Genomic DNA, 24,384 nt, shown 5'->3' on the forward strand with positions numbered 1-24,384 from the left:
AGGACGGTTCCAGGTTGATTGCAGTGCCGGAGGAGAAGGTAGTGCCATGACCGAGTTCGAGTCCGACCCGCAGCGCCGGCCGGCCCCCACCGACGCCGAGCCGTCGCACCCCACCGCCGAGCTGCCGCGCGACGAGCGCGTGCAGTCCGACTCCCCGACCACTCCCGTACCGGTCGTCTCGACCGGCGGCGACCCGACTGTCGCCTCCACCACCGGTGACGCGGAGACGACCGCTGCCACCCCGGCCGCCGCGCCGGTCGGATACGCCGCGCCAGCCGGTCAGCCGGCAGCCGCCGCGCCGACCGGGTACGAGCCGTCGACCGGCTACGAGCGCCCGGCCGCCACTGCGTCAGCGCCGCCGTACCCGGTCTCCGGTCACCCGGCGCCCGGCCAGCCCGGCTACCCGCAGCCGGCCGCCGGCCACTACCCCGGTGCCCCCTGGTACCCGGGCCAGCAGTCCGGCTGGGCCGGCGGGGGCCAGCCGAGTATGCCGTACGCCCAGCACCAGCAGCACCCCGGGCAGCACCAGCAGCACCCCGGGCAGCACGCCCAGCACCCGGGCCAGCCGGTCCCACCGTGGGGTCCGCAGGTCGCGCCGCCCGGCAGCGGCCCCCGGCCGGGTCGGATCGCGAAGTTCGCCGGCGCCGGCGTCGCGGTGTTCGCCCTGATGCTCGGTTCCGGCGTGGCCGGCGGGGCACTCGCGCTCGCCCTCGACGGTGACAGCGGCGGTATCACCCGCACCTACTCCGCGGCGCCCGTGATCAATGGCGCCGACCTGCCGAAGATCGCCGCGTCGGTGCAGGACAGCGTCGTCTCGATCACCACCGGCAGTGGTGAGGGCTCCGGCGTGGTGCTCAGCGCCGACGGGTACGTGCTGACCAACAACCACGTGGTCGCGTCAGCCACCGGCGACGCCGTGCGGGTGGTCTTCGCTGACGGCAAGACCGCCGACGCGAAGATCATCGGCACCGACCCGAAGACCGACCTGGCCGTGGTGAAGGCCAACGGGGTGAGCGACCTCAAGCCGGCCAAGTTCGGCGACAGCGACGCCATGCAGGTCGGCGACCAGGTGCTCGCCCTGGGCAGCCCGCTCGGTCTGCAGGGTTCGGTGACCTCGGGCATCCTCAGCGCCCGGGACCGCACCATCCGGGCCGGCGAGGGCCAGCAGCAGGACCCGACCCAGCAGAGCCAGCCGGTCAGCTCGATCTCCGGCCTGCTCCAGACGGACGCGCCGATCAACCCCGGTAACTCCGGTGGCGCGCTGGTCAACACCCGCGGTGAGGTGATCGGCGTCAACACCGCCATCGCGACCTCCGGGCAGAGCACCGGCAACATCGGTGTCGGGTTCGCCATCCCCAGCAACAAGGCCAAGGACGTCGCGGGCAAACTCCAGCGTGGCGAGAAGGTCAGCCACCCGTCGCTCGGAGTCGGCGTCAACCCGGCCGAGGGCGGCGGCGCGCTCGTCGCGTCGGTCACCCCGGGCAGCCCGGCGGAGAAGGCCGGCTTCCAGCGCGGCGACGTCGTCACCCGGTTCGGCGACAAGCCCGTAAACGACTCTGACGACCTGGTCGGCGCGGTGCAGGCCGGCAAGGTCGGCGACCGGGTCGAGGTGCAGTTCAAGCGCAACGGTGTCGAGAAGTCGGCGACCGTGACGCTCGCCGAGACGTCCTGACCAGCTGTCTGAACCTGCTTTCACCCTCCGGCGGCGGGTGGCGGGGCCGAGGGGGTCGGCTCCGTCACCCGCCGCTTCTTTCCGCCCCGACGGCGGTTCACCCGGATCGGGTGAACCGCCGTCACCCGTCCGCCCGGCAGGTTCGGAGGGCGACGACCGGAACCGGGGGTGGGGTGCCGTGACCGAGGTGATGGATGTCCGCGACGACCAGCGGATCCAACGCGACGTTCTGGCCGAACTGGCGTGGGACGCCCAGCTGCAACCGAACGAGATCGGGGTGACCGTCGACCAGGGTGTGGTCACCCTGACCGGATTCGTGGACGGTGCCGCCCGTGGCTGGGCCGCGACCCGATCCGCACAGCGGGTTCGCGGCGTACGGGCGGTGGCCGACGAGATGGAGGTGCGGCTGCCGGGCACTCCGGGACGTACCGACGCCGAGGTCGCCAACGCCGCCACCCGTGCCCTGGAGTGGGACAGCTTCGTGCCCGACGAGCGGCTGGACGTGACAGTGGCCAACGGCTGGTTGATGCTGCGCGGCGAGGTCGAGTTCGGGTGGCAGCGGCGGGCCGCGGAGGGCGAGGTGCGTCGACTCGACGGCGTACGAGGGATCACCAACCTGATCGAGGTACGGCCTCCGGCGCCACCGGCCGGCGAGCAACTGCGTCTGGACGTCCAGCGGGCGTTGCGGCGCACGCTCGGCGGTGAGCGGGTGACCGTCGAGGTGGACGGCGACACGCTGGTCCTCGCCGGCGTGGTCCGTTCCTGGTGGGAACGCGACCAGGTCGAGCGGGTGGCGTGGTCCGCGCCCGGGGTGCGGGTGGTCCACGACCAACTCCTGGTGGGCGGGTGATCGTCCGCCATGTCCGGTTTACCTGGGACGCCACCGGGAAACCGCCGCCGACCGGCGGTGCCGCCGCACCGGGGAGCAACGGGGAGGACTCGTGGCAGTGAACCACTCGCCTGCGGGCCGCCCAGAGGAGCGGTCGCTGCGCATCGCGATGGTGGTTCCGCCGTGGTTGTCCGTACCGCCGCCCGGCTACGGCGGCCTTGAACAGGTCGTCGCCGCCCTGGTGGACGCGCTGTGCCAACAGGGGCACACGGTGACCCTGTTCGGTGCCGGAGGTGACCACGGCACGGCCGCCGACGGCTTCGTCTCCACAGTGGCCGAGGTCCAGTACGAGCGGCTCGGCGAGTCACTGCCCGAGCTGGCACACCTGGCCCGGGTGAATCGGCTGATCAGCCCGGCCGACTTCGACGTGATCCACGACCACACCACCATCGGTCCGCTGGTCGCCGGTCGCCGCGCAGTGCCGACTGTCGCGACAGTGCACGGCAACCCCGTGGGGGAGTACGGCGACGTGCTGGGCGACATCGACGCGGGGGTCGCACTGGTGGCCATCTCGCACGCCCAGCGCCGGCTGAACCCGAACCTGCCCTGGGCCGGCACCGTGCACAACGCGCTCGACATCCGCGGCTTCCCGCGAAAGCACACGCCCGGCGCGGGGCCGGTGCTGTGGCTGGCCCGGTTCAGCCCGGACAAGGGCCCGGACATCGCCATCCGGGAGTGCCGGGCGGCCGGACTGCCCCTGCTGCTGGCCGGGAAGTGCAACGAGCCGGCCGAGCGCCGCTACTACGAGCAGGTCGTCGCGCCGATGGTCGACGAGGACGTGACAGTAGTGCTCAACGCGGACCGCGCGACGACGCTGCGGATGCTCGTCGAGGCCCGCTGCCTGATCATGCCGATCCAGTGGGACGAGCCGTTCGGCATGGTGATGCTGGAGGCGATGGCCACCGGCACGCCGGTGGTGGCGCTCAACCGGGGTGCGGTGCCGGAGCTGGTGCGGCCGGGGCTGACCGGGCTCGTCGTCGAGCGGTCGGAGGAGCTACCCGCGGCGTTGCTCGCGGCGGAGCGACTCGACCCGGAGGACTGCGTGGCGCACGTCGCCCGGAACTTCTCGGTCGAGCGGATGGCGAGCGGCTACGCCGAGGTCTATCGGCGTTTCGCCCTCGGCCGGCACGACGTCCGTGAACCGGCCCGGGTGCCGGTGCGCTGACCCACCGGTGTCGCCGGGTCAGGCCCCGGTCGCGCCCAGCTCGGCGATGGCGGCGTCGAGCTGAGAGGCGTACGCCGGGCTGATGCCGCCCTCACCGAGACGGACGGCGACCTTCGCGCGCAGCCGGGCCACCGGCGGTGCCAGCTCTTCGCGGCCGGAGCTGACCGCGACTCTCAGGTTGCGCAGCTCGTTGCGCAGGTCGAGGGCCACGTCGTCGCGGATCTCGCCGACGCTGAGCCCGGCGCCGATCAACCCGTCGACCCGGTTCGCGACCTCGGTGAGGGTGCCCGGGTTCGAGGTGGGCGCCCCGGTGGTCGGCTTCGTCGAGGGTGCCGGGGTCGGCGGGGTGGACGTGATCGGCGCGGACGGCTCGGGGGCCGGCGGGTCGCTCGACGGGGTCGTCACCGGCCCGGCGGAAGGCTGCGCCCGGCGGGTCGGCTGCTGCTCGGGCAGCAGGGCCACCCCCGCCATCGTCACGCCGACGGCCAGCACCAGCAGCAACACCAGCCGCCGCCGCGACCAGCCCGACCCGGTCGCCGGCTCGCCCCCGCTGGCAGCGGCCCCGCCGTCCGAAGTGTCTCCATCCGGTCGTGCCGCCGCCGGGACGCTGGCCGTCGCGACGGCGGGGGACTGTGGTGGCAGGGGCTGGGTGGGCACCCGGATGGTCGCCGTCGGGGGCTCGGCGGGCAGCGCGTGGTCGCGGAGCGCTGTGGCGACCTGCCGGGCGGTCGGCCGATCGGCCGGGTTGCGGGCGAGGCTGCGCAGGCAGATCTGGGCCACCGGTGCGGGCAGGTCCGGTAGGTCGGCCAGCGTCGGCGGCGGACCACTGGCCAGCGCGGCGCTGAGCTGCTCCCACGTGTCCGCCGGGTACGGGACCCGGCCGGTGAGCGCCTCGTGCAGCAGCACACCGAGCGAGTAGACGTCGGTGGACGGTTGGGCCGGCGCGCCGTCGAGACGTTCCGGGGCGACGTACGCCGGGGTGCCGAAGGTCTCGCCGTCCTCGTCCTCGTCGGGCGCGCCGATCCGGGTGGCGATGCCGAAGTCGAGCACCTTGACGCCCGTCCCGGTCATCATCACGTTGGCCGGGGTGATGTCCCGGTGCACGATGCCGAGCCGGTGCGCGGCGGCCAACGCGTCCGCGACCTGCGCCCCCACCTGGACCGCCTCGGTCCACGGCAGCGGCCCCTCGGTGAGCCGAAGCTTCAACTCCTCGCCGGTGAGCAACTCCATCACCACGAACGAGGTGATCGAGCCGTCCGGGTCGACAGTCTCGCCGTAGTCGTGCACGGAGGTCAGGTGCGGGTGCACCAACTGGGCGGCAGCCCGTGCCTCCTCGCGCACCATCCCCCGGAACCGCGCGTCCGCGGCGAGTGACGGGGCGAGCACCTTGAGCGCGACAACCCGGTCCAGTACCTCGTCCCGGGCACGCCAGATGACCGACATGCCACCGGCGCCGATCTGGTCCAGAAGTCGGTATCTGCGAGCCAGCAATCGGCCCGGATGCAGCGCTGCCTTCACGGATCGCACCTGCCTCAGGGGTGGGAGCGGTATCAGGTTGCGCGAATGCGTCCTGCCTGTCAACGCCGTTGCCACCGACCATCGACGGACGGTGCCTGCCGTGCGCCGACCGCCCGGTCGACAGCGGCCCGCCGGTGGGCGGCGGGCCCGTGCCAGGATGGACGACATGGCGGGGGGACCGGTGGCGTTCGTGCTCGGCGGCGGGGGAGTGCTCGGCGCGGTCGAGGTCGGCATGTTGCGCGCCCTGTTCCGGGCCGGCATCCAACCCGACATGGTCCTCGGCACCTCGATCGGCGCGGTCAACGGCGCGCTGGTCGCCGCCGACCCGTCCGAGGCGGTCACCGACCGGCTGGTCCGGCTCTGGGCCTCACCGGAGGCGAGCGAGGTGTACGGCGACTCGGTCGCCCGGCAACTGCGCCGCTTCGCCGCCCGCACCCACCTGCACTCACCCCGGCCGCTGCGCCGCCTGTTGGAGACCGAGCTGGGGGTGGACACCACCTTCGCCGACCTGCGGGTGCCGTTCCGGTGCTGCGCCGCCCACATCGAGCGGGCCGCCGAGCACTGGTTCGACAGCGGTCCGGTGGTGCCGGCGGTGATGGCGTCGGCTTCGGTGCCGGGCCTGCTTCCGCCGATGGAGATCGACGGCGCGCACTACGTGGACGGCGGGATCGTCAACTCCATCCCCATCGGCGAGGCGGTGGCCGTCGGCGCCCGCCGGATCTACGTCCTGCAGGTGGGTCGGATCGAACGGGAGCTGACTCCGCCCCGCCGGCCATGGGAGATCGCGCAGGTCGCGTTCGAGATCTCCCGCCGGCACCGCTTCTTCCGGGAGTTGGCGGCGCTGCCGGAGGGGGTGGAGGTGCACGTCCTGCCGACCGGCGGGCTCAACCCGCGCGACGACACGCCGTGGGCGTACCGGGACATGGCGGCGGTGGGACGGCGGATCAGCCGCGCGTACACCGCCTCCCGGCGCTACCTCGCCACCCACCTGGAGCGTTGATGCCGCTGCCTCCCCGGTGGTTGCGTCGGCTGTTGCTCGCGCCCGCCGTCGTGCTGCTCGCCTTCCTCGTGGTCACCACGTTGCCGATCTGGGCGCTGCTCGCGGCGGCCGCGTCGCCGCTGGTTCCGGGCCGGTTGCGCCCGCTGCGACTGCTTTGGATCGGCTGCTTCTACCTGGTCTGGGACGCCGCCGCGCTGCTCGCGCTCTTCCTGCTCTGGGTCGTCTCCGGCTTCGGCTGGCGGACCCGGTCGCCGGCCTTCCAGCGCGCGCACTACGTGCTGGCCGGCTGGTTCCTGCGGGTGCTGTTCTGGCAGGCACAGTGGACACTGCGGTTACGCATCGACGTGGTCGGCACCGACCCGGACACTGCGCTGCCCGGCCGACCCGAGCTGGTGCTCTGTCGCCACGCCGGGCCGGGTGACTCGTTCATCCTGATCCACGGGCTGGTCAACTGGTTCCACCGGGAACCCCGGATCGTCCTGAAGGACAGCCTCCAGTGGGATCCGGCGATCGACGTGCTGCTCAACAGGCTGCCCAACCGGTTCATCGCGCCGACTCCGGAGCGCGGCGAGGAGACGCTACGCCAGGTCGGGCACCTCGCCACCGGCCTGGACGACAACGACGCCTTCGTGATCTTCCCGGAGGGCGGCAACTTCACCCCCGGGCGACGGCTGCGCGCCATTGCCCGGCTGCGCTCCCTCGGCCTGGAAAGGATGGCACTGCGCGCCGAGCGGATGCGCCACGTGCTCGCCCCGCAGCCCGGTGGGATGCTCGCCGCGCTGGACGCCGCACCGGACGCAGGGGTCATCTTCGTCGCCCACACCGGTCTGGACCGGATGCTCACCGTCGCCGACGTGTGGCGGGAACTGCCGATGGACAAACGGATCGTGATGCGGTTCTGGTCCGTGCCGCCGGAGGACGTGCCGACCGGACGGCAGGAACGCATCGACTGGCTCTTCGATTGGTGGGCGCAGATTGATGCCTGGATCGCCGCTAATCGGTAAATGTCCGCGTAGGGTGCGGGCGTGGACGAGATCTGCGTGGTGACAACGGTGGTGGATGCGCGTTCGGTCGCCGACGTGCTGGCGGCTGCGGCCGTCGCCGGCAGGCTCGCCGCCTGCGCCCAGGTGGGTGGTCAGGTGGACAGCACCTACTGGTGGCGGTCCGGGATGGAGACGAGCACCGAGTGGTCGGTGCAGTTCAAGACCGCACCGGATCGGCTCACCGCGTTGCTGGACCAGATCCGGGTCAGCCACCCGTACGAGGTGCCGGAGATCCTGGTGTCCAGGGTGGAGAGCGGCAACCCCGACTACGCCACCTGGGTGTACGAGCACACCCGATCCTGAGTACGCGCACTCTGGGTCGCACCACGGCCGGTTGTCGATGATGACCGGGTGGACGACACCCGTTACCCCTGCCCCGCCTGCGGTGCGCCGGCCGACCTGAGCGCCGGTTGCTCCGGCTGCCGGCGCGCGCCCGACCCGACAGCCGCCGAGGTGGTTCGGCTGAGCCGGGAGGTCGCCGAGCTTGAGCCGCAGGTGGAGCGGGCTCGCCGCGCGTACACCGAGCTGGCCGGACGGCTGGCGACAGTGTCCGGGCGGCGGGCCGAACTGGCAGCGGTCGTCCGCGCGGGGTTGGTGGCCTCGGTCGTGGCGCGCCCGGCGCCTGTCGTCGGCCCGACGCCGTTCATCGGCCCGGGCCCCGGGGTTGCGACGGGTTCGCGGCCGGGTGCGGCGGAAACCTCGACCCGGACGGTCCAGGGTCTGCTGTTCGTCCTCGGTGGACTGCTGCTGGGCACCGCGGCTGTGGTGTTCACAGCTGTCGCCTGGGCGGCGGTGGGGGTCGCCGGGAGGGCGTTGATCCTGGTGGCGTTCACCGCACTCGCGTTGGGCGTACCGCTGCTGGCGGTTCGCCGGGGGCTGCGCGGTACTGCGGAGACGTTCGCCGCGGTGGGGTTGCTGCTGGTGGTGCTGGACGGTTACGCGGCCTGGTCGGTGGACCTTGCCGGTGTGACCGGCTGGCCGGGCAGCCGGTACGCCGCGCTGGTCGGGGGGGCCAGCGCGGCGGTCGCCGTGGCGTACGGCCGGTGGAGCGGGTTGACGGGGCCCTGGTTCGCCGCCCTGGTGGCCGCCCAGCCGGCGTTGCCGCTGTTCGCCGCCGAGGCCGGGCTGGGTGCGGCGGGGTGGGCGGTGGTCCTGCTCGGGGTGGCGTCGCTGAACCTGGCGGTGCTGGCCGCGCTGCGTGGCCGGGGCGGGGCCGCGCAGCTCGTCGGCCGGGTGTTGGCCGGCGCCGGTCACGTCGCCGCGCTGGTGGGCGCCTCGGCGTGCGCGATGGTGCCGCTGATCGGTGGGCGGGCGGGGGGCTCGCCACTGCTGGCCGGCGTGCCGCTGTTGCTGGTCGCGCTGACCGGGTTCGGCGCGGCTTGGCTCGTCGGGGGGCGGGCGCTGCGGGCGGTGGCGGCCGGACTGCTGGTGCCGGCGCTCGCCGCCGCAGTGCTGCGTCCGGTGGCGGAGCTGCGGCCGTCGGTGCTGCTGCTCGCGACGGCGACGGTGGCACTGGGGATGGTCGCCGCGGTGCGGCTCCTGCCGACGGTGGCGGCTGACGGTGGCGGCGGTTGGCGGACCGGTCCGCGGGCCGGCGCGCTGTTCGTCGCGGCGGGCACGGCGCAGGTCACCGTGTTGATCACCATCGGGCTGGCGGTCGCCGCCGCCGGCCGGTCGCTGCCGCCCTGGGGCGGGGCTGGGACGGGGCCGGACCTGAGCTGGGGTTGGCAGCTGGCACCCGCGGTGGCGATGGCGATCGGCGCCACTGTGCTGCTGCTCCCTCGCAGCACGCGGGCGATGCTCGCCACGGCCGGCGCGGTGGCGGTGCTGTTCGCCGTCCCTGCCGGCTGGACGGCCTCCTGGCCTCAGGTGGTGGCCATCGACCTCGTGGGTGGGGTCGCGCTGCTGCTCGCCGTGCTGGCCCGCCCGAGCGCCCCACCGGTCGCGCTGCGCTTCCGTGCGCTCGGCGGTGCCGTTCTGCTCGGGCACGGGCTGCTGGTCGCCCTGGCCGCCCCGACCGGTGCCCTGGTGGCGCTCGGCGTGCTCGCCGTGGTCGGGTTGGCACTGGCCGTCCGACGGGGGGCCGGCGCGTATCGGGAGGTGGCCGGCGCGGGTCTGCTGGTCGGGCAGCTCACGCTGCCCGGGATCGCGGCGGTGGCGACGTTCGCCGCCGGCGGGCCGCCCTGGTGGCAGGCCCGGCTCGCGCTGGCGGCCGCCGGGTTGTCGCTGGTCGCGGCGCTCGTGGCCCGCCGCCACCGGGTGGAGCTGGTCGGGTACGCGGTGACCGGCGCCGTCGCGGCGGTGACAGTGCCCGGCCTCGCGCCGCTGATCGGGGCGGGTGCCGAGCCGCTCGCGCCGTACGCGGCGCTGGCCGCGCTGGGTGTCGCGTTCGTCGCCGGCTGGCTGCCGTCGGCGAGCGCCCCCGACCAGGCGGCCCCCGGGGACCGGCCGGCGGCCGACGGGCGCGAGTCGGCTCGGTCGGCGTTGGTGCTGGCGGCCGGCGGAACGCTTGCGGTGGTCGCCGTCCTGGCGGCCCTGCCGACCGTGCTGACCGCGCTCGGTTCGCCCTACGGCGGCTGGAACCGGCCGTGGTCGGGGGTGCCCACTGTCGTCGCCGACCCGACGGTGCTCCCGGTCGGGTTCGCGCTGGTGGTGCTGGCGCTGGCCGGCGCGCTGGCCGGTCGGCGGGTCGGCCTGCCGGTGCCGTCAGCGCTGCCGTTCGTCGCGGCGGCGCTGCCGGTGCTGCTCGTCGCGATCGGCGCGCCGTGGCCGGTGCTGCCGGCCGCCGTTCTGCTCGCCGGCCTGGCGGCGCTGCTGTTCACCGCGCTGGCCGCCGCCCGCCCGGCGCTCACACCGGTCGCCGTGCCGGTGGGCGTGGTGCTGGTGGCCTCCGGTGTGCTCGGTCTGCTGGCCACCCGCGCCGGGACGCTTGCCGCCGAGGGGGCGCTGCTGGTGGCGGCGGTCGCCGTCGCCGCCGGGGCGCGCCGGTTCGAGGTACGGGTCGCCGGCTGTCTCGCCGCAGTGGGCGCGGCGTCCGCGTTGGCGGTGACCGCACCGCTCGCCGGTGGGCTGCCCTTGCGGGCCGCCGCGTACCCACTGCTGGCGGTGGCCGCGTTGGTGCTGGCCGCCGCGGCTGTCACACCGGCGCGGATCCGGCTGGGACGGGTGCTGGACGCCGCCGCGCAGGCCGTCGCGCTGGTGGCGGCGGTGCTCGCCGTCGAGGCGGCGCGGCACCTCGCCGCCATCTGCGTGCTCTGGGGCGTCGCCGTCGCGCTGCGGCTGCTGCGCCGGGGTGAACCGGCCGGTCGGCGGTGGGCGTTCGCCGGGATCGCCGCCGGCAGCGAGTTGCTCGGGGCCTGGGTGCTGCTGGCCGCAGGCGGGGTGACAGTGCCGGAGGCGTACACAGTGCCGGCCGCGGCACTCGCTGTCGGAGCGGGTCTGTTGGCGCTGCGCACCCGGCCAGGGCTGACCAGCTGGCCAGCCCTCGGTCCGGGGCTGGTCGCGGCGTTGCTGCCCAGCCTCGTGTCGGTGCTGGCCGGGGCGGACCCGCAGCCGTGGCGGCGACTGCTCCTCGGCGTGGCGGCGACCGGCGCGGTGCTGGTCGGCGCGACCCGTCGGTGGCAGGCGCCGGTGCTGCTCGGCGGCGCGGCGCTGACGCTGCTGGCGCTGCACGAGCTGGCCCGGGGATGGGATCTGCTGCCCCGATGGATCTACCTGGGCATCGGCGGGCTGGCGCTGGTCGGGCTCGCCGCCACCTACGAACGGCGTCGACGTGACCTGGCTCGACTGCGCGCCGCGGTCGGCCGACTGAGCTGAGTCGAACCAGTAGGGGTAGGGCCTGCCCTACCCCCCATTCGGGGGTTGTCGGGGTTACTCACCGCTACCGCGATCGGGAGACTTGACATTAAGCCCGAACCACCCCGGTACGGGCGCAAGCGGAACGGGAGCAGCGATGACGCTCGGAGCGGTGGCGGAACCGCCGGTACGACGGCGAGGTAGTGACTACGCACAGTTGTCCCGACGGATCAGCCAGGCGGGCCTGCTGGAGCGGCGCCCCGGCTGGTATGTCACCCGCATCGTGCTCACCCTCGGTGCCTTCGTGGCCGGCTGGGTCGCAGTGTTCCTGCTCGGCGACTCCTGGTGGCAGCTTCCGCTCGCCGCCCTGATGGCCGTGGCCACGACCCAGGTCGCGTTCCTCGGTCACGACGCCGGGCACCGCCAGATGTTCCGTCGGCGTGGTCCCAGCGAGTTGGTGGGGCTGCTCGCCGGCAACGCGGCGGTCGGGCTCAGCTACGGCTGGTGGGTCGACAAGCACAACCGGCACCACGCCAACCCGAACCACGAGGACGAGGACCCGGACGTCGGCGCGGGGGCCCTGGTGTGGACGCCCGAGCAGGCGTTGGAGACCCGTGGGTTCGGCCGTTGGATGGCTCAGCGGCAGGCGTACTTCTTCTTCCCGATGCTGCTGCTTGAGGGCCTGAACCTGCACGTGGCAAGCATCCGGGCGATCGTCGGCCGGGAGGACGGCAAATACGCCGTCCCGATGCGGCACCGGGCGGTCGAGGCGGCGTTGCTCGTCGCGCACACCGCCGCCTACGTGGCGCTGCTGTTGGCTGTCATGTCCCCGGTCAAGGCGCTGCTCTTCGCCGTCGTGCACCAGGCGCTGTGGGGTCTCTACATGGGCTGCGCGTTCGCCCCGAACCACAAGGGCATGCCGATGCCGACCGCCGAGGACGAGTTGGACTTCCTGCGTAAGCAGGTGCTGACCTCCCGCAACGTGCGCGGCAGCCGACTGGTGGACACCGCGCTCGGCGGTCTCAACTACCAGATCGAGCACCACCTCTTCCCGAACATGCCCCGCGCCAACCTGCGCCGGGCCCAGCCGATCGTTCGCGCCTACTGCGTCGAGCAGGGCATCCCGTACGCCGAGACCGGGCTGGTCGAGTCGTACCGGCAGGCGCTCGGTCACCTGCACGAGGTGGGGCGGCCGCTGCGCGGCTGAACACACCGGGGGGAAGGCGGGGGCGGTGCCAAACGGCACCGCCCCCGCCTGCGCGTATCGGGCCGATCAACACCCCGCTACCACTGGTCCATGCCGGGCGTCGTCCCCGGTAGGGTCGGCCCATGGCAGACCTGCTCACCGCGGACGCGGTGCGAGAAGAGCTGAGCCGGTTGCCCGACTGGTCGGGCGACCCGACCGGCATCGGTCGTACCGCCCAGCTCGGCAGTTTCCCGGCGGCCATCGCGGTGGTGGACCGGGTGGCGACGGTGGCCGAGGAGCTCGACCACCATCCCGACATCGACATCCGGTGGCGGACCCTGACCTTCCGCTGTGTCACGCACTCGGCCGGTGGGGTCACCCACCGGGACTTCGAGCTGGCCCGGCGAATTGACGACATCGTCCGGAGTGCGGCATGAGATTTGAGATCAGCAAGGTGTTGGACGCCATCGAGGGTCGTGTCTGCACGGACCCGTCGCTGGCCCGAGCCGTTATCGACCTGGCCGAGGTGATCCGCTACCAGGACATCGACGGTGGCCGGCCGGCCAGCCTGCTCCGCCTCGGCATGGTCATCGACGCGCTCTCCCGCGAACTGGAGGAGGACAGCGTCCAGGTCTACGCGGTGGTGCACCGGGCGTTGCTCTCCGACGCCGACCTCACCTCGAACGAGCGGATGGTCGTCCGCCGCTGGGCCGACGACGGCCTCGTCGAGGTGCTCGACAACCCGGGTGACCGGATGTTGGAGGTCGCCGACCTGCTCGGTCTGCCGGTGCTCAGCCGGGTCCGCTTCGACGGGTTGCGCGGTCGGTTCCCGTGGCTGGTCGAGCAGCCCGGTCGGGTGGTCGCGCCGGTGCCGGGCGCCGGCGGGCCGGTGTTCATCGCGCACGTCGGTGGTGGCCACTCGCCGGTGGCCGGCAAGCGGTCGCCGACCGGTGTCAAGCTGCTGGCCCGCCAGTGGCGCTGCCCGGAGTCGGGCTGCGCGCTGTTCGGCGGCGGTGGTGGGGGTGGCGCGTTCGCCGACCTGGCCGGGGGTGCCGACCGCAGCCCCGCAGCGCAGCCGCCGCCCGCGCTGCGCAACGGCGTGCCGACCTGCCCCCGACACGGCGCGCGGCTCGGTGACGGCGGCCCGCGTCCGCGTACCGAGGTGCTCGCGGTGCGCGTCGGCGGCCTGGTCCGGCGGCGGTTCGTGCTCAGCGAGGAGCAGCCGATCGTGGCCGGTCGGGCTCCCGAGCAGGACGGCGGGATCATGCTCGGGCAGTGGCTCAACGACGAGGCTCGGCGGTGGATCAGCCGTGGTCACGTCCGCTTCGAGCTGCGGGTCGGCGAGGTCATCGTGACCGACGTCAGCACCAACGGCTCCGGCATCCGCCCGGCCGGTTCGATGACCGAGTCCGACCGGATCCCGCTGGCCCCCCAGCAGTCCCGGGTGCTGGGCGAGAACGACATGATCGAGCTGTACCCCGGTGTGCAGATCGGTCGCGCCGAGGAACTGCCGACGGGTGCCCCGTTCACCCCCACCTCGGTGATGGCCGAGGCCCCCACAATGGCCATGCGCCTACCCCGCCCCTAACCCCACCCCGCCCCACCGCCCCACCGCCCCACCCCCGGTGATCATGAAGTTATTGCCACGACACGCCGCGGCGTCGGGCAATAACTTCATGATCACCGCCGGGAGGGGCCTGACGCGGAAGGCGGGCGCCGGGAACCCGGACGCCCGCCTTTCACCACGTTCCTGATCAGCCGGCCAGCACCTCGGCCAGCGCGGTGACCGCCAGGTCGATCTCCTCCTCGGTGATCACCAGCGGTGGGGCGAGCCGGATGGTGGAGCCGTGGGTGTCCTTGGCCAGCACGCCGCGCTCCATCAGGCGCTCGCACGCCTCCCGACCGCTCATCAGCGCCGGGTCGATGTCCAGACCGGCCCACAGGCCACGGACGCGTACCCCGACGAGACCCTTGCCGAGCAGCCCTTCCAGGCCGGCCCGCAGCCGCTCACCCAGCTCGGCCGAGCGGCGCTGGAACTCGCCGGTGGCCAGCAGCCGGACCACCTCGATCGCCACCGCGCAGGCGAGCGGGTTGCCGCCGAAGGTGGAGCCGTGCTGGCCGGGCTTGAGCACACCGAGCACGTCGGCGTTCGCGGCCACCGCGGAGACCGGCACGATGCCGCCGCCGAGCGCCTTGCCGAGCAGGTACATGTCGGGCACGACGCCCTCGTGGTCACAGGCGAAGGTCGCGCCGGTACGCCCCAGACCCGACTGGATCTCGTCGGCGATGAACAGCACGTCGCGCTCGGTGCAGACCTGGCGTACGCCCGGCAGGTAACCCTCCGGCGGCACCACCACACCCTGCTCACCCTGGATCGGCTCCAGCAGCACTGCCACTGTGTTCTCGTCGATCGCGGCGGTCAGCGCCTCCAGGTCGCCGTACGGCACGACAGTGAACCCGGGAGTGTACGGCCCGAAGTCGGCGCGGGCGTCCTCGTCGGTGGAGAAGCTCACGATGGTGGTGGTCCGCCCGTGGAAGTTGCCCTCGGCGACCACGATGTTGGCCTGCCCGGCGGCCACGCCCTTGACCTGGTAGCCCCACTTGCGAGCCACCTTGATCCCGGTCTCCACCGCCTCGGCGCCGGTGTTCATCGGCAGCACGAGGTCCTTGCCGCACAGCTCGGCCAGCTCCCGGCAGAAGTCGGCGAACTGGTCGTGGATGAACGCGCGGCTGGTCAGCGTCAGCCGGTCCAGTTGGGCGTGCGCTGCGGCGATCAACTGGGGGTGCCGGTGACCGAAGTTCAGCGCGGAGTAGCCGGCCAGGCAGTCCAGGTAGCGGCGGCCGTCCACATCGGTGAGCCAGGCGCCCTCGGCGGACGAGATCACCACCGGCAGCGGGTGGTAGTTGTGCGCTGTCCAGCGCTCGGCGTCCCGGACCGCTCCCGGCGTACGCAGCTTGTCATCCACTATCACTTGCTTGCCTTTCCCTGACGGAGTCGCAGCGTGCAGCACTTCGGTCCGCCGCCGGCCTTACGTAGCTCGGACAGGTCGACCCCGATGGTTTCGTAGCCCCGGTCGCGCAGCTTGGCGGCCAGGTCGGTGGCCTGCGCGGGCAGCACCACGTGCCGCCCGTCGCTGACCGCGTTCAGCCCCAGCACCTCGGCGTCGGCCATCGTGGCGTGCACAGCGTCGGGGAAGAGCCGGCGCAGAACGGCCTGGCTGCCCGCCGAGAACGCCTCCGGCAGGTACGCCACGGTCCGCTCGTCGAGCACCGTCAGCGCGGTGTCCAGGTGGTAGAAACGCGGGTCGACGAGTTGCATGGTGATCACCGGGTAGCCGAAGACCTCCTGCAACTGGGCGTGCGCGGCGTGTGCCGTGCGGAAGCCGGTGCCGGCCAGCAGGTGGTCACCGGCCAGCAGGACGTCGCCCTCGCCCTCGTTGACGTGCTTCGGGTCGTACATCTCGAAGCCGGCGGCCTCGAACCAGGCCCGGTACGCCGGCGCCTCGTCGGCGCGCTGCGGGTCCCGGAACTGCACCGCCATCGCCTTGCCGTCGATCACGGTGCCGCCGTTGGCGGCGAAGACCATGTCGGGCAGGCCGGACACCGGAGTGATCTCCTCGACGGTGTGGCCCAGGTCAAGGTACGTCTGGCGCAACTGCTCCCACTGCCGGATGGCCAGCGCGGCGTCGACCGGCGCGCTCGGGTCCATCCAGGGGTTGATCGCGTAATCGACGGCGAAGTACGTCGGCCGGCACATCAACAGGCGCTGGCTGGTGGCGTCCATCGTCATTGTCCTGCTCCCAGGGGTCGGGCGCGCCCGGCCACCGTGGCCCACGGGCTGGCGCCGTTGCTCAACGGTATGCGGCGTCAGCGGCAGGATCCACCACTGAGAATTGCGCAGACCGAAGATTCGTTGCGTCTGGGCACTCTCGAACTGTGAATCGTTGCGTTGGAGCCCACCTGGGGCGGGGTTCGTGTTTCCGGCCTGGCCCTGAAAACACTTCAGGGGCGGCGAACCGCCGCCCCTGAAAGGGTGTCGCCCGGCCGGTGAACCACCGGACTGATCGGGCTGCCGGCGAACCGCCGGCTGTTCGCCGGTGCATCACCGGCGAGCGGAACAGTGCCCGCTAGAAACGATCCACAAACTGTGAGTCAAGCCACTCGCGGAGGCGCTGCACCCAGTCGCCGTCGGTGGTCGGCCAGTCGAACTGACCGGTCATCGCGAGCACCCCGATCACGACCGCGGCCAGCCCGATCAGCACGCCGAAGAGCGCGTCGGTCTTGCCGGCGACGTGCCGGCGACGGGTGGCCATCAGGCCGAGCACCGCGAGCACCGCACCGAACGCGCCGAGCCCGATGCCGTACCCGGCCAGGGTCCCGGTCAGCACGAACATCGCGCCGACGACCGAGACGATCAGGCCGAGGGTGGCGAGCAGGCTGGCCCGCGGCTTCGGGGCACGCGTCACCGGCGGCTCGGGCGTGCTGACGCCGGTGGTCGGGTCGACCGGGCGGTCGGTGGTGACCCGGTCGGTGCTGTCGGGCCGGCGGGTGGGGCTGTCGACTTCGGCGGTGTGCGCCGTGGTCGGGGCGACGGTGGCCCGGGACTCGGTCCCCACCTTGTGGTCGGTGCGGGGCTCGGGTGCGACCGGGCTGGTCGTGCCGTTCACCGGCTCGGGTGCGACAGGGCGGGTAGTGCCGTTCACGGGCTCGGGCGCGACCGGGCGGGCGCTGCCCCGGGACTCGGTCTCCACCGGTCGCGCGGTGGCGGCTCGGGCCACCGCCGCCCGCTCGTTGGCCCGCCGCTCGGCCTCGCTGGTCTGACCACCGGTCGCGCCGGCGCTGCCGTACGCCGTCTGGTTGGCGTCCCGGTCGGTGACCACCGGCCGGCCGGCGCTGTCGTCGGACTGGCCGGTCTCGGTGACCGGGGTGTCGCGGCCGTCCACGCGGCCGTCGAGGTTCTCGTCCCGCGTCGGTGCCGGCTCGGACCGGCGGGACAGCGAAGGAATCCTGACCACTACACACCTCCTGTTGAATGCGTGGTGGCCGACGGAAAGGGTGGCACCCACGCGGTGTCGGCCCCCAAATACCCACCTGGGCGTTTCCTGACACCAATCCTGGGTACGGCCGCCGAGACCGGCCTTGGCCGTCCTCGTCCCCGCGGTGATCGACTCGACTTCCTTAAACCCGAGTCGATCACCGCGGGGGAGCGCCGGACCGGGCCTGCGGGGCGGTCAGCGTGCGGCCCGGTCGGGCGGGGCTGACTATCCTTGGCACCTGTGCCAGAGGGACACACGATCCATCGCCTGGCGGCCCGGCACGCCGAGCTGTTCGCCGGGGACAAGCTGCACGCCGCCAGCCCGCAGGGCCGCTTCGCCGAGGGTGCCGCCCGGCTCTCCGGGACCGTGCTGGAGGGCACCGAGGCGTACGGGAAGCACCTGCTGCACCACTACGCCGACGAGCTGACGTTGCACGTACACCTCGGGTTGTACGGCAAGTTCACCGACGGGCCGGGGGAGCCGCCGGAGCCGATCGGTCAGGTGCGGTTGCGGCTGGCGAGCGACCGGCACTGGCTCGACCTGCGCGGGCCCACCGCCTGTGAGCTGCTCACCCCACCCGAGGTGGGCGCGCTGCGGGACCGCCTCGGGCCGGACCCGTTGCGCGCCGACGCCGACCCGGAGCGGGCGTACGCCCGGATCGCCCGCAGCCCCACCGCCCTCGCCGCGCTGCTGCTGGACCAGTCGGTGGTGGCCGGCACCGGTCTGATTTTCGTGACCGAGGCGCTGTTCCGGGCGGGACTGCCGCCGACGATGCCGGGCAGACAGTTGACGAGGACCGGCTGGGCCGCGCTCTGGGCCGACCTGGTCGGCTTGATGCAACTCGCGGTCGAGCACGGCCGGATCGACACGGTCCGCGACGCGCACCTGCCGGAGGCGATGGGCCGGCCGGCGCGGGTGGACCGGCACGGCGGCGAGGTGTACGTCTACCGCCGCCCGGGAGCACCCTGCCACGTCTGCGGCACCGAGGTCAGCCGCGGCGAACTGGCCGGCCGCAACCTGTACTGGTGCCGTACCTGCCAGACCAGCTAACCCGCACCAGCCCCGCACCCCGCCCCCACCCCGCGCCGATCTTGCAGTTTCTGTTGTCGAGATGGGTGGATATGCGCAGTAGGTCGGGACAGAAAGTGCAAGATCGCGGGACTGGGACGGGCACCACCAGCCAGTGATCGCCGAGCCGGAGCTCAGCCGCCGTCGAGCAGCCAGCGGACCACCTCGATCTTCTCGGGGACGACGAGGTCGTCGGCGACGCTCCAGGACAGCGTGTGCCCGATCGTCCAACCTCGGACCCGTTCCCGGTCGAGCCCCAGTTCGGTGCTGAGCCGGTGCAGTCGATGCCGGACGGCGGCCGGTGAGTGGCCCAACTCAGGGCCGCGCACCATCGGTACGACCGAGAACTCCCGTTCCCCGGTCAGCGGCTTCGGGTCGATCGCCAGCCACGGCCCTCGGTCACCGGGGAGCGCGTCGGCGGCGAGCACGTTGCCGGCGTGCAGGTCCTGGTTGACCAGCACCTGCACGCCCTGGCTCGACGCCAGGCCGGAGATCAGGTCGAGCGCCGCGTCGAGCAGCCGCCGCTCGTACGGCCGGCCGGCCCGTTCCCAGGCCCGGGGCATCCGGTCGATCCAACCGGCGGCCTCCTGCGCCAGCGGGGTGAACGGCGCGCTGGCCGGTAGCCAGAGCCGGGGGAGCAGTCCGATCACCACGTCCAGCGCTCGGTCCGGCGGAAGGTCGTGCAGGGGAGTTCCGGGCTGGCAGCGTTCGAGCAGCAGGGCACGCCGCCCGGGGTCGTGGGCGAGCAGACGGACCGCCCCTGCACCGTCCCAGTGGGCCAACGCGTCGGCCTCGTACCGGCTCTCCTCGTCGGGGTACTGGAGCTTCAGCACAGCCGCGGTGCCGTCGGGCAGCCGGGCGGGAAGCGCCAGTGACGCGTACGCCTGCCGGAAGGGTGGGCCGACCCGCAGCGACCAGCGCTCGGCGCATTCCGTCAGCCACGTCGGGAGTGCGGCCAACCAGGCGCGACCGGCGGGTGATCCGCGTACCCAGTCGAGTCCGTCGGGCAGATCCATCCGGCCCTCCTCAGTCGTACCGCGATCCGGCTGCCAGGTGATTCAGTAGGGCCACGGCGTTCACACACCGGTCCACAGTGGCTAGCGTGGGCGGGTGCAGATTGGCGTGAACGTACCGAACTTCGCCCCGGGCACCGACCCCGACGTGCTGCGTCGGTGGGCGCAGACGGTGGAGGGGCTCGGCTTCGACCTGTTGATGGTCTCCGATCACATCGTGGTGACCCCGGACGTGGCCGAGCAGTATCCGGCGCCGTTCTACGAGCCGTTCACCACGTTGTCCTGGCTGGCCGGGGTGACCAGCCGGGTTCGGTTGGGCACCACTGTGCTCATCGTCCCGTACCGGCACCCGCTGCTCACCGCCCGGATGGCGGCGAACCTCAACCGGCTCAGCGGCGGCCGGCTCGTCCTCGGTGTCGGTGTCGGCTGGGCCCGGCAGGAGTTCGAGGCGCTCGGCGTGCCGTTCCGGCAGCGCGGCGCGCTGACCGACGAGTACCTGCACACCATGCGGGCGGCCTGGCAGGACACCGACGACTACGACGGGGCGGCGATCCCGATCTGGGTCGGTGGCAACAGCGAGGCCGGCATGCGGCGCGCGGTACTGCTCGGCGATGCCTGGCACCCGCTGCGGGTCACGCCGGTACGGCTGACCGAGGCGGTCGGACGACTGACTGACATCGCCGACGAGCTGGGTCGCCCGGTGCCCGCGTTGGTGCCGCGGATCGCGCTTCAGGAGACCCGAGAACCGATCTCCGACCCGGACCGGCTCGCTGGTGTCGGCACCATCGATCAGATCGTCGCCGACCTGGACAAGCTTCGTGCGCTCGGCGCGGAGACGGTGGTACTGGACCCGTTCAACGGCGACCTGACCGAGATCCGCCAGCCCGAACGCGCCTGGCGGACCCTTGCGGCAGTGGCCGCACATCACGCAACCCAGGAGGACCGATGACCCCCGACGACGAGAAGTTTCTCCGCCACGCCGTGGAAATCGCCAGGCGGGCGGGGGCTTCCGGCGAACGGCCGTTCGGCTCGTTGCTGGTCGACGCGGCCGGCGTCGTCCTGATCGAGGACCACAACACAGTGGTCTCCGACGCGGACATCAGCGCCCATCCTGAGTTGAAGCTGGCCCGCTGGGCGGCTCGGGAACTCTCCCCCGAGGTGGCCGCCGGCACCACCATGTTCACCAGTTGTCAGCCCTGCCCGATGTGCGCGACCGCTATCGACCGGTCCGGCCTCGGGCGGGTGGTGTACGCGCTGTCCGCCGAGCAGTTCGAGGAGGTCAAGCCGGCCACGCCGCCGCTGCCCCCGGTCCGCTACGAGGGGCCGGCGCTGTTCGACGAGGCACGCCGGCCGATCGACGACTACTACTGACCGGAGCTTCCCCGGGGCGGTGTGACGCAGCCGGAATTGACAGTCGGCCGGCTGCCGGAGCAGGGTTGAAAGGTGACAACGATGTCAACGGGCAAATGGGAGGAAAAGCCTCCCGCTGCGGACCGACCATGACCAGTCGATTCGTGGCGTACCGTTGGCGGTTTTGCGGCGCGGACCCGGTCCGTCGCCGATCCTGGCAGTATGTCCCTTTCCTACCCGACGGTGACCAGCTGAAATGACCGACGTGCCCCGATCCGACGCCGCAACGACCCCTGCTCCGGCGAGGTCACCAGACCTGCCCGATCTGGACGAGTTCCTCGTCGCCCAGACCCGGACGCTGCTCGACACCGCCCGCCGCTCGGTCCGGTCTGAGGGCGGCTTCTGGTGGCTCAGCGACGACCGCACCCCGGACCGCGGCGAACCGATCCACACCTGGATCACCTGCCGGATGACCCACGTGGCCGCCCTCGCCCACCAGGGCGGCGACCCGGATGCCGCCGCCCTGGTGGACCACGGGATCGCCGCGCTCAGCACGCTGCTGCACGACGACCGGTACGGCGGCTGGTTCGGCGCGGTGGACCAGCAGGGAGTGCCCGTCAACGACCGCAAGGCCGGCTACGACCACGCGTTCGTGCTGCTCGCCGCCTCCAGCGCCGCGCGCGCCGGACGGCCCGGCGCGGACCGGCTGCTCGCCGACGCGCTGACCGTCGTCCGGGACCGGTTCTGGGACGACGACGCCGGCGCGGTCCGCGAATCGTGGAACCGGGACTGGACGGTCACCGAGGACTACCGGGGCGCCAACAGCAGCATGCACATGGTCGAGGCGTACCTCGCCGCTGCCGCCGCCACCGGCGACGCGAGCTGGGCCGACCGGGCCCTGCGGATCGCCACCCACCTGGTGCACGGTGAGGCGGCCCGACACGACTGGCGGCTGCCCGAGCACTTCACCACCGACTGGACGCCGCTGCCCGACTACAACCGGGACCAGCCCGCCGACCCGTTCCGGCCCTACGGCTCCACGATCGGGCACTGGCTGGAGTGGGCCCGGCTGCTGTTGGAGTTGGAGGCGGTGCTGCCGCAGCCACCCCGCTGGCTGCTCACCGACGCCCGTGCCCTGTTCGCTGCGGCTGTACGTCGCGGCTGGGCGGTCGACGGCGCGGACGGCTTCGTCTACACCATCGACTGGGACGATCGGCCCGTGGTGCGCTCCCGGATGCACTGGGTTCTCGCCGAGGCCATCGGTGCGGCGATCACCCTGCACCGCCGCACCGGCGACACCGTCTACCTCGACTGGTACCGGGTCTTCTGGGCGTACGCCCGACGCAGCCTCATCGACCAGACCGGCTGGCGGCACGAGTTGGACGCGCAGAACCTGCCCGCCGACACGGTCTGGCACGGCCGACCCGACGTCTACCACGCCTACCAGGCGGTACTGCTGTCCCGCGCGGCCGACGGGCTCGGCGGCCCCGGCCCGCTCGCACCGGGGGAGGTGACCGCGTGATCGTCGTCGCGGGTGAGGCGCTGATCGACCTTGTCGTCACCGCCGAGGGGCAGCGGGCCGTGCCCGGCGGCTCCCCGGCGAACGTCGCTGTCACCCTGGCCCGGCTCGACCAGCCGGTACGGCTGCTGGCCCGACTCGGCGGCGACGCGTACGGTCGACAACTCGTCGAGCATCTGAGCGCCAACCGGGTGGACCTGGAGTGGGCGGTAAGCGCCGAGGAGCCCACGTCGGTGGCCGTGGCCACCCTGAACGCCACCGGGCAGGCCAGCTACGAGTTCCGGCTGGCCGGTGCCGCCGACTGGCAGTGGACGCCGCAGGAGCTGCCCGAGCTGGCCGGGTCACCGGCGATCGCGCTGCACACCGGGTCCCTCGCACTCGCGCTGGCACCCGGTGCCGACGCGCTGGAGGGCCTGCTCGCCCGGGAACGCCAACGCGACGGGCTCACCATCTCCATCGACCTCAACCTGCGCCCCAGCATCGTCACCGATCGGGCGGCGGAGCAGGATCGGGTACGCCGCCAGATTCACCTCGCACACCTGGTCAAGGCCAGCGACGAGGACCTGGCCTGGCTCTACCCGGACCGCTCGGTGGCCGACGTGATGACCGAATGGCGTACGGCCGGCGTGTCCTGCGCCGTGGTGACCCGGGGCGGGGACGGCGCCTGGCTGCTCGCGCCCGACGGCTCACTGCACGAGGAGCCGGCGGTCCGCACCACAGTGGTCGACACCGTCGGCGCCGGCGACTCGTTCACCGGTGGCCTGCTGGCCGCGCTGGCCGACCTCGACGCGCTCGGTCACCGGCCGGCCGACCGGCTCGCCGCGGTGACCGGTCCGCAGTGGGGTGCGGTGCTCCGCCAGGCCGCCACTGTGGCCGCGTTGACCTGCGCCCGCCGAGGCGCCAACCCACCCACCCGCGCAGAAGTCGAAGCCCTCCTAAATCCCGCAACCTAACCCCACCCCACCCCACCCCGCCCAGCCCTGCGCCCTCGCCCCGCCCTGACCCCGCGATCTTGCACTTTATGTCCCGACAAAATGTGCCATCTGCCGCAAATAGACAACCGAAAGTGCAAGATCGCGGGGCGAAGGGGGCGGGGGCGCGGGGGCGCGAGGGGTGGGTTAGGACAGGCCTCGGGGTAGCAGTTTGGTGGGGAGGACCGTCGTGGACGGGGGAGTGTCGTCTCCGGCTACTCGTTGGAACAGGCGCTCGGTGGCGACCCTTGCCAACTCCCTCGTGTCGTAGGCGACGACGGTCAGCGGTCGGGGCATCAGGTGGGCCAGCTCGAAGTCGTCGAAACCGACCAGCGCGGCGTCACTGCCCCGCCGGTGCAGCTCCTGGAGGGCGCCGACGGTGAGCCGGTTGTTGGCGCAGAAGAACGCGGTGGGCGGCTCCGGCAGGTCGAGCAGCGCGGCGACAGCCCGACCGGCCTCCTCGGGAGCGATGAGGCGCTCGCGGATCAGCGACTCGTCCGGCGCGACCCCGGCGGCGTCCAGCGCCGCTCGTGCCCCGGCCAGCCGCTCCCGCATCGTGGGTACGCTCGGCGCGCCGAGCAGCAGCCCCACCCGTCGGTGTCCCTCCGCGAGCAGTGCGCTCACCCCGGCGTGGCTGCCACCTCGGTTGTCCAACAGCACGGCGTCGGCTTGCAGCCCCTGCGGCGGCCGGTCGAGGAACACCACTGGCATGCCCAGCTCGACCTCGCGACGCAGGAACGAGTGGTCGAGGCCCGCCGGCACCACCAGCAGGCCGTCGACCCGACGTTGGGTGAAGTCCTGGAGCAGGGCGCGTTCCCGCTCCGGGTCCTCCTCCGACGAGGCGGTGATCAGCATGGTGCCGTGGGCGGCGGCGATCTCGGCGGCGACGCTGGCGATCGTCGCGTAGAACGGGTTGGCGATCTCCTCGATCAGCAGCCCGACGGTGGCGTTGAGCTGCCGGGAGCGCAGGTTACGAGCGATGTCGTTGCGCCGGAAGCCCAGCTCGGCGATCGCGGCCAGCACCCGGCCGACCAACTCCTGCCCCACCGGCTCGTCGTTGACGACCCGGGAGACCGTCTTCAGGCTGACGTCGGCCCGCCGGGCCACGTCGACCATCGTGGGACGCCGACGCACTGTCGGCCGGGTCGGGGTCTGGGTC

21 protein-coding genes are annotated in these 24,384 nt (G+C 72.9%); 15 read left to right on the top strand and 6 right to left on the bottom strand.

Annotation, left to right across the window (positions count from 1 at the left end; translation table 11 throughout):
- Window positions 1–46 precede the first annotated feature (46 nt).
- The 3 genes from AB0B98_RS24340 to AB0B98_RS24350 all read left to right on the top strand — a co-directional run bounded on the left by AB0B98_RS24340 (window position 47) and on the right by AB0B98_RS24350 (window position 3,726).
- The gene (locus AB0B98_RS24340; RefSeq protein WP_357365524.1) at window positions 47–1,672 is read left to right on the top strand and encodes a trypsin-like peptidase domain-containing protein; all 1,626 of its coding nucleotides are present in this window, start codon (window positions 47–49) and stop codon (window positions 1,670–1,672) included.
- Between the two features lie 190 nt (window positions 1,673–1,862).
- Window positions 1,863–2,522, top strand: a complete 660-nt coding sequence (locus AB0B98_RS24345) for a BON domain-containing protein (RefSeq protein WP_357365630.1) — start codon at window positions 1,863–1,865, stop codon at window positions 2,520–2,522.
- A 148-nt stretch (window positions 2,523–2,670) separates the two neighbouring features.
- Window positions 2,671–3,726, top strand: a complete 1,056-nt coding sequence (locus AB0B98_RS24350) for a glycosyltransferase family 4 protein (protein ID WP_357365632.1) — start codon at window positions 2,671–2,673, stop codon at window positions 3,724–3,726.
- An 18-nt stretch (window positions 3,727–3,744) separates the two neighbouring features.
- On the opposite strand, the gene AB0B98_RS24355 is transcribed toward AB0B98_RS24350, so the two are convergent.
- A complete protein-coding gene (locus tag AB0B98_RS24355) occupies window positions 3,745–5,244 on the bottom strand; it encodes a serine/threonine protein kinase (protein WP_238668165.1) in 1,500 nt (499 codons plus the stop codon).
- A gap of 166 nt (window positions 5,245–5,410) precedes the next feature.
- Here AB0B98_RS24355 and AB0B98_RS24360 point away from each other — a divergent pair, with 166 nt between their 5' ends.
- The 7 genes from AB0B98_RS24360 (at window position 5,411) to AB0B98_RS24390 (ending at window position 13,856) form a co-directional block, all read left to right on the top strand.
- On the top strand, window positions 5,411–6,244 hold the full coding sequence (locus AB0B98_RS24360) for a patatin-like phospholipase family protein (protein WP_357365526.1): 834 nt from the start codon (window positions 5,411–5,413) through the stop codon (window positions 6,242–6,244).
- Window positions 6,244–7,248, top strand: coding sequence for a 1-acyl-sn-glycerol-3-phosphate acyltransferase (locus AB0B98_RS24365; protein WP_238668163.1), 1,005 nt, complete (start codon window positions 6,244–6,246; stop codon window positions 7,246–7,248). The genes AB0B98_RS24360 and AB0B98_RS24365 overlap by 1 nt, the downstream gene beginning before the upstream one ends.
- A 21-nt stretch (window positions 7,249–7,269) precedes the next feature.
- Window positions 7,270–7,590, top strand: a complete 321-nt coding sequence (gene cutA, locus AB0B98_RS24370; RefSeq protein ID WP_091406014.1) for a divalent-cation tolerance protein CutA — start codon at window positions 7,270–7,272, stop codon at window positions 7,588–7,590.
- A 48-nt stretch (window positions 7,591–7,638) separates the two neighbouring features.
- Complete coding sequence (locus tag AB0B98_RS24375; RefSeq protein WP_357365529.1) at window positions 7,639–11,103, top strand: hypothetical protein; 3,465 nt, start codon at window positions 7,639–7,641, stop codon at window positions 11,101–11,103.
- Window positions 11,104–11,239: 136 nt separating this feature from the next.
- Entirely contained in the window at window positions 11,240–12,289 is a 1,050-nt protein-coding gene (locus AB0B98_RS24380; RefSeq protein WP_357365531.1) for an acyl-CoA desaturase, read from the top strand.
- Window positions 12,290–12,411: 122 nt separating this feature from the next.
- Entirely contained in the window at window positions 12,412–12,705 is a 294-nt protein-coding gene (locus AB0B98_RS24385) for a 4a-hydroxytetrahydrobiopterin dehydratase (RefSeq protein WP_238668160.1), read from the top strand.
- Window positions 12,702–13,856, top strand: coding sequence for an FHA domain-containing protein (locus AB0B98_RS24390; RefSeq protein ID WP_238668159.1), 1,155 nt, complete (start codon window positions 12,702–12,704; stop codon window positions 13,854–13,856). The genes AB0B98_RS24385 and AB0B98_RS24390 overlap by 4 nt, the downstream gene beginning before the upstream one ends.
- Before the next feature lie 166 nt (window positions 13,857–14,022).
- Here AB0B98_RS24390 and rocD read toward each other — a convergent pair whose 3' ends face one another.
- The 3 genes from rocD to AB0B98_RS24405 form a co-directional block, all read right to left on the bottom strand.
- Window positions 14,023–15,237, bottom strand: coding sequence for an ornithine--oxo-acid transaminase (rocD, locus tag AB0B98_RS24395; RefSeq protein ID WP_357365634.1), 1,215 nt, complete (start codon window positions 15,235–15,237; stop codon window positions 14,023–14,025).
- On the bottom strand, window positions 15,237–16,052 hold the full coding sequence (ddaH, locus tag AB0B98_RS24400) for a dimethylargininase (protein WP_357365636.1): 816 nt from the start codon (window positions 16,050–16,052) through the stop codon (window positions 15,237–15,239). Before ddaH ends, rocD begins: the two co-directional genes overlap by 1 nt.
- Window positions 16,053–16,395: 343 nt before the next feature.
- Entirely contained in the window at window positions 16,396–17,283 is an 888-nt protein-coding gene (locus AB0B98_RS24405) for a DMT family transporter (protein WP_357365533.1), read from the bottom strand.
- Window positions 17,284–17,544: 261 nt separating this feature from the next.
- Between AB0B98_RS24405 and AB0B98_RS24410 the strand changes: the two genes are divergently transcribed.
- Window positions 17,545–18,354, top strand: coding sequence for a DNA-formamidopyrimidine glycosylase family protein (locus AB0B98_RS24410; protein WP_357365535.1), 810 nt, complete (start codon window positions 17,545–17,547; stop codon window positions 18,352–18,354).
- A gap of 152 nt (window positions 18,355–18,506) precedes the next feature.
- On the opposite strand, the gene AB0B98_RS24415 is transcribed toward AB0B98_RS24410, so the two are convergent.
- On the bottom strand, window positions 18,507–19,388 hold the full coding sequence (locus AB0B98_RS24415) for an aminoglycoside phosphotransferase family protein (protein ID WP_357365537.1): 882 nt from the start codon (window positions 19,386–19,388) through the stop codon (window positions 18,507–18,509).
- A gap of 94 nt (window positions 19,389–19,482) precedes the next feature.
- On the opposite strand from AB0B98_RS24415, the gene AB0B98_RS24420 reads away from it, so the two are divergent.
- From AB0B98_RS24420 to AB0B98_RS24435, 4 genes are all read left to right on the top strand, one after another.
- Window positions 19,483–20,334: an LLM class flavin-dependent oxidoreductase gene (locus tag AB0B98_RS24420; RefSeq protein ID WP_357365539.1), complete on the top strand. Its 852-nt coding sequence runs from the start codon at window positions 19,483–19,485 to the stop codon at window positions 20,332–20,334.
- On the top strand, window positions 20,331–20,756 hold the full coding sequence (locus tag AB0B98_RS24425; RefSeq protein ID WP_357365541.1) for a nucleoside deaminase: 426 nt from the start codon (window positions 20,331–20,333) through the stop codon (window positions 20,754–20,756). Before AB0B98_RS24420 ends, AB0B98_RS24425 begins: the two co-directional genes overlap by 4 nt.
- Before the next feature lie 235 nt (window positions 20,757–20,991).
- Window positions 20,992–22,257, top strand: coding sequence for an AGE family epimerase/isomerase (locus AB0B98_RS24430; RefSeq protein ID WP_357365543.1), 1,266 nt, complete (start codon window positions 20,992–20,994; stop codon window positions 22,255–22,257).
- On the top strand, window positions 22,254–23,207 hold the full coding sequence (locus AB0B98_RS24435) for a carbohydrate kinase (protein ID WP_357365545.1): 954 nt from the start codon (window positions 22,254–22,256) through the stop codon (window positions 23,205–23,207). The genes AB0B98_RS24430 and AB0B98_RS24435 overlap by 4 nt, the downstream gene beginning before the upstream one ends.
- A 165-nt stretch (window positions 23,208–23,372) precedes the next feature.
- On the opposite strand, the gene AB0B98_RS24440 is transcribed toward AB0B98_RS24435, so the two are convergent.
- On the bottom strand, window positions 23,373–24,341 hold the full coding sequence (locus AB0B98_RS24440) for a LacI family DNA-binding transcriptional regulator (RefSeq protein ID WP_357365637.1): 969 nt from the start codon (window positions 24,339–24,341) through the stop codon (window positions 23,373–23,375).
- Between the last annotated feature and the right edge of the window lie 43 nt (window positions 24,342–24,384).

The sequence above is a fragment of the Micromonospora sp. NPDC048947 genome (assembly GCF_040649495.1).
GTDB classification, from domain to species: Bacteria; Actinomycetota; Actinomycetes; order Mycobacteriales; family Micromonosporaceae; genus Micromonospora; species Micromonospora alfalfae.

What these genes read in the sequence shown, in the direction of transcription:
- AB0B98_RS24415 (WP_357365537.1), bottom strand. Translation starts at nt 19,388, where the DNA reads ATGGATCTGCCCGACGGACTCGACTGGGTACGCGGATCACCCGCCGGT.
- AB0B98_RS24350 (WP_357365632.1), top strand. Translation starts at nt 2,671, where the DNA reads ATGGTGGTTCCGCCGTGGTTGTCCGTACCGCCGCCCGGCTACGGCGGC.
- AB0B98_RS24385 (WP_238668160.1), top strand. Translation starts at nt 12,412, where the DNA reads ATGGCAGACCTGCTCACCGCGGACGCGGTGCGAGAAGAGCTGAGCCGG.
- AB0B98_RS24345 (WP_357365630.1), top strand. Translation starts at nt 1,863, where the DNA reads ATGGATGTCCGCGACGACCAGCGGATCCAACGCGACGTTCTGGCCGAA.
- AB0B98_RS24425 (WP_357365541.1), top strand. Translation starts at nt 20,331, where the DNA reads ATGACCCCCGACGACGAGAAGTTTCTCCGCCACGCCGTGGAAATCGCC.
- AB0B98_RS24365 (WP_238668163.1), top strand. Translation starts at nt 6,244, where the DNA reads ATGCCGCTGCCTCCCCGGTGGTTGCGTCGGCTGTTGCTCGCGCCCGCC.
- AB0B98_RS24340 (WP_357365524.1), top strand. Translation starts at nt 47, where the DNA reads ATGACCGAGTTCGAGTCCGACCCGCAGCGCCGGCCGGCCCCCACCGAC.
- AB0B98_RS24390 (WP_238668159.1), top strand. Translation starts at nt 12,702, where the DNA reads ATGAGATTTGAGATCAGCAAGGTGTTGGACGCCATCGAGGGTCGTGTC.
- ddaH (WP_357365636.1), bottom strand. Translation starts at nt 16,052, where the DNA reads ATGGACGCCACCAGCCAGCGCCTGTTGATGTGCCGGCCGACGTACTTC.
- AB0B98_RS24360 (WP_357365526.1), top strand. Translation starts at nt 5,411, where the DNA reads ATGGCGGGGGGACCGGTGGCGTTCGTGCTCGGCGGCGGGGGAGTGCTC.
- AB0B98_RS24380 (WP_357365531.1), top strand. Translation starts at nt 11,240, where the DNA reads ATGACGCTCGGAGCGGTGGCGGAACCGCCGGTACGACGGCGAGGTAGT.
- AB0B98_RS24440 (WP_357365637.1), bottom strand. Translation starts at nt 24,341, where the DNA reads ATGGTCGACGTGGCCCGGCGGGCCGACGTCAGCCTGAAGACGGTCTCC.
- AB0B98_RS24430 (WP_357365543.1), top strand. Translation starts at nt 20,992, where the DNA reads ATGACCGACGTGCCCCGATCCGACGCCGCAACGACCCCTGCTCCGGCG.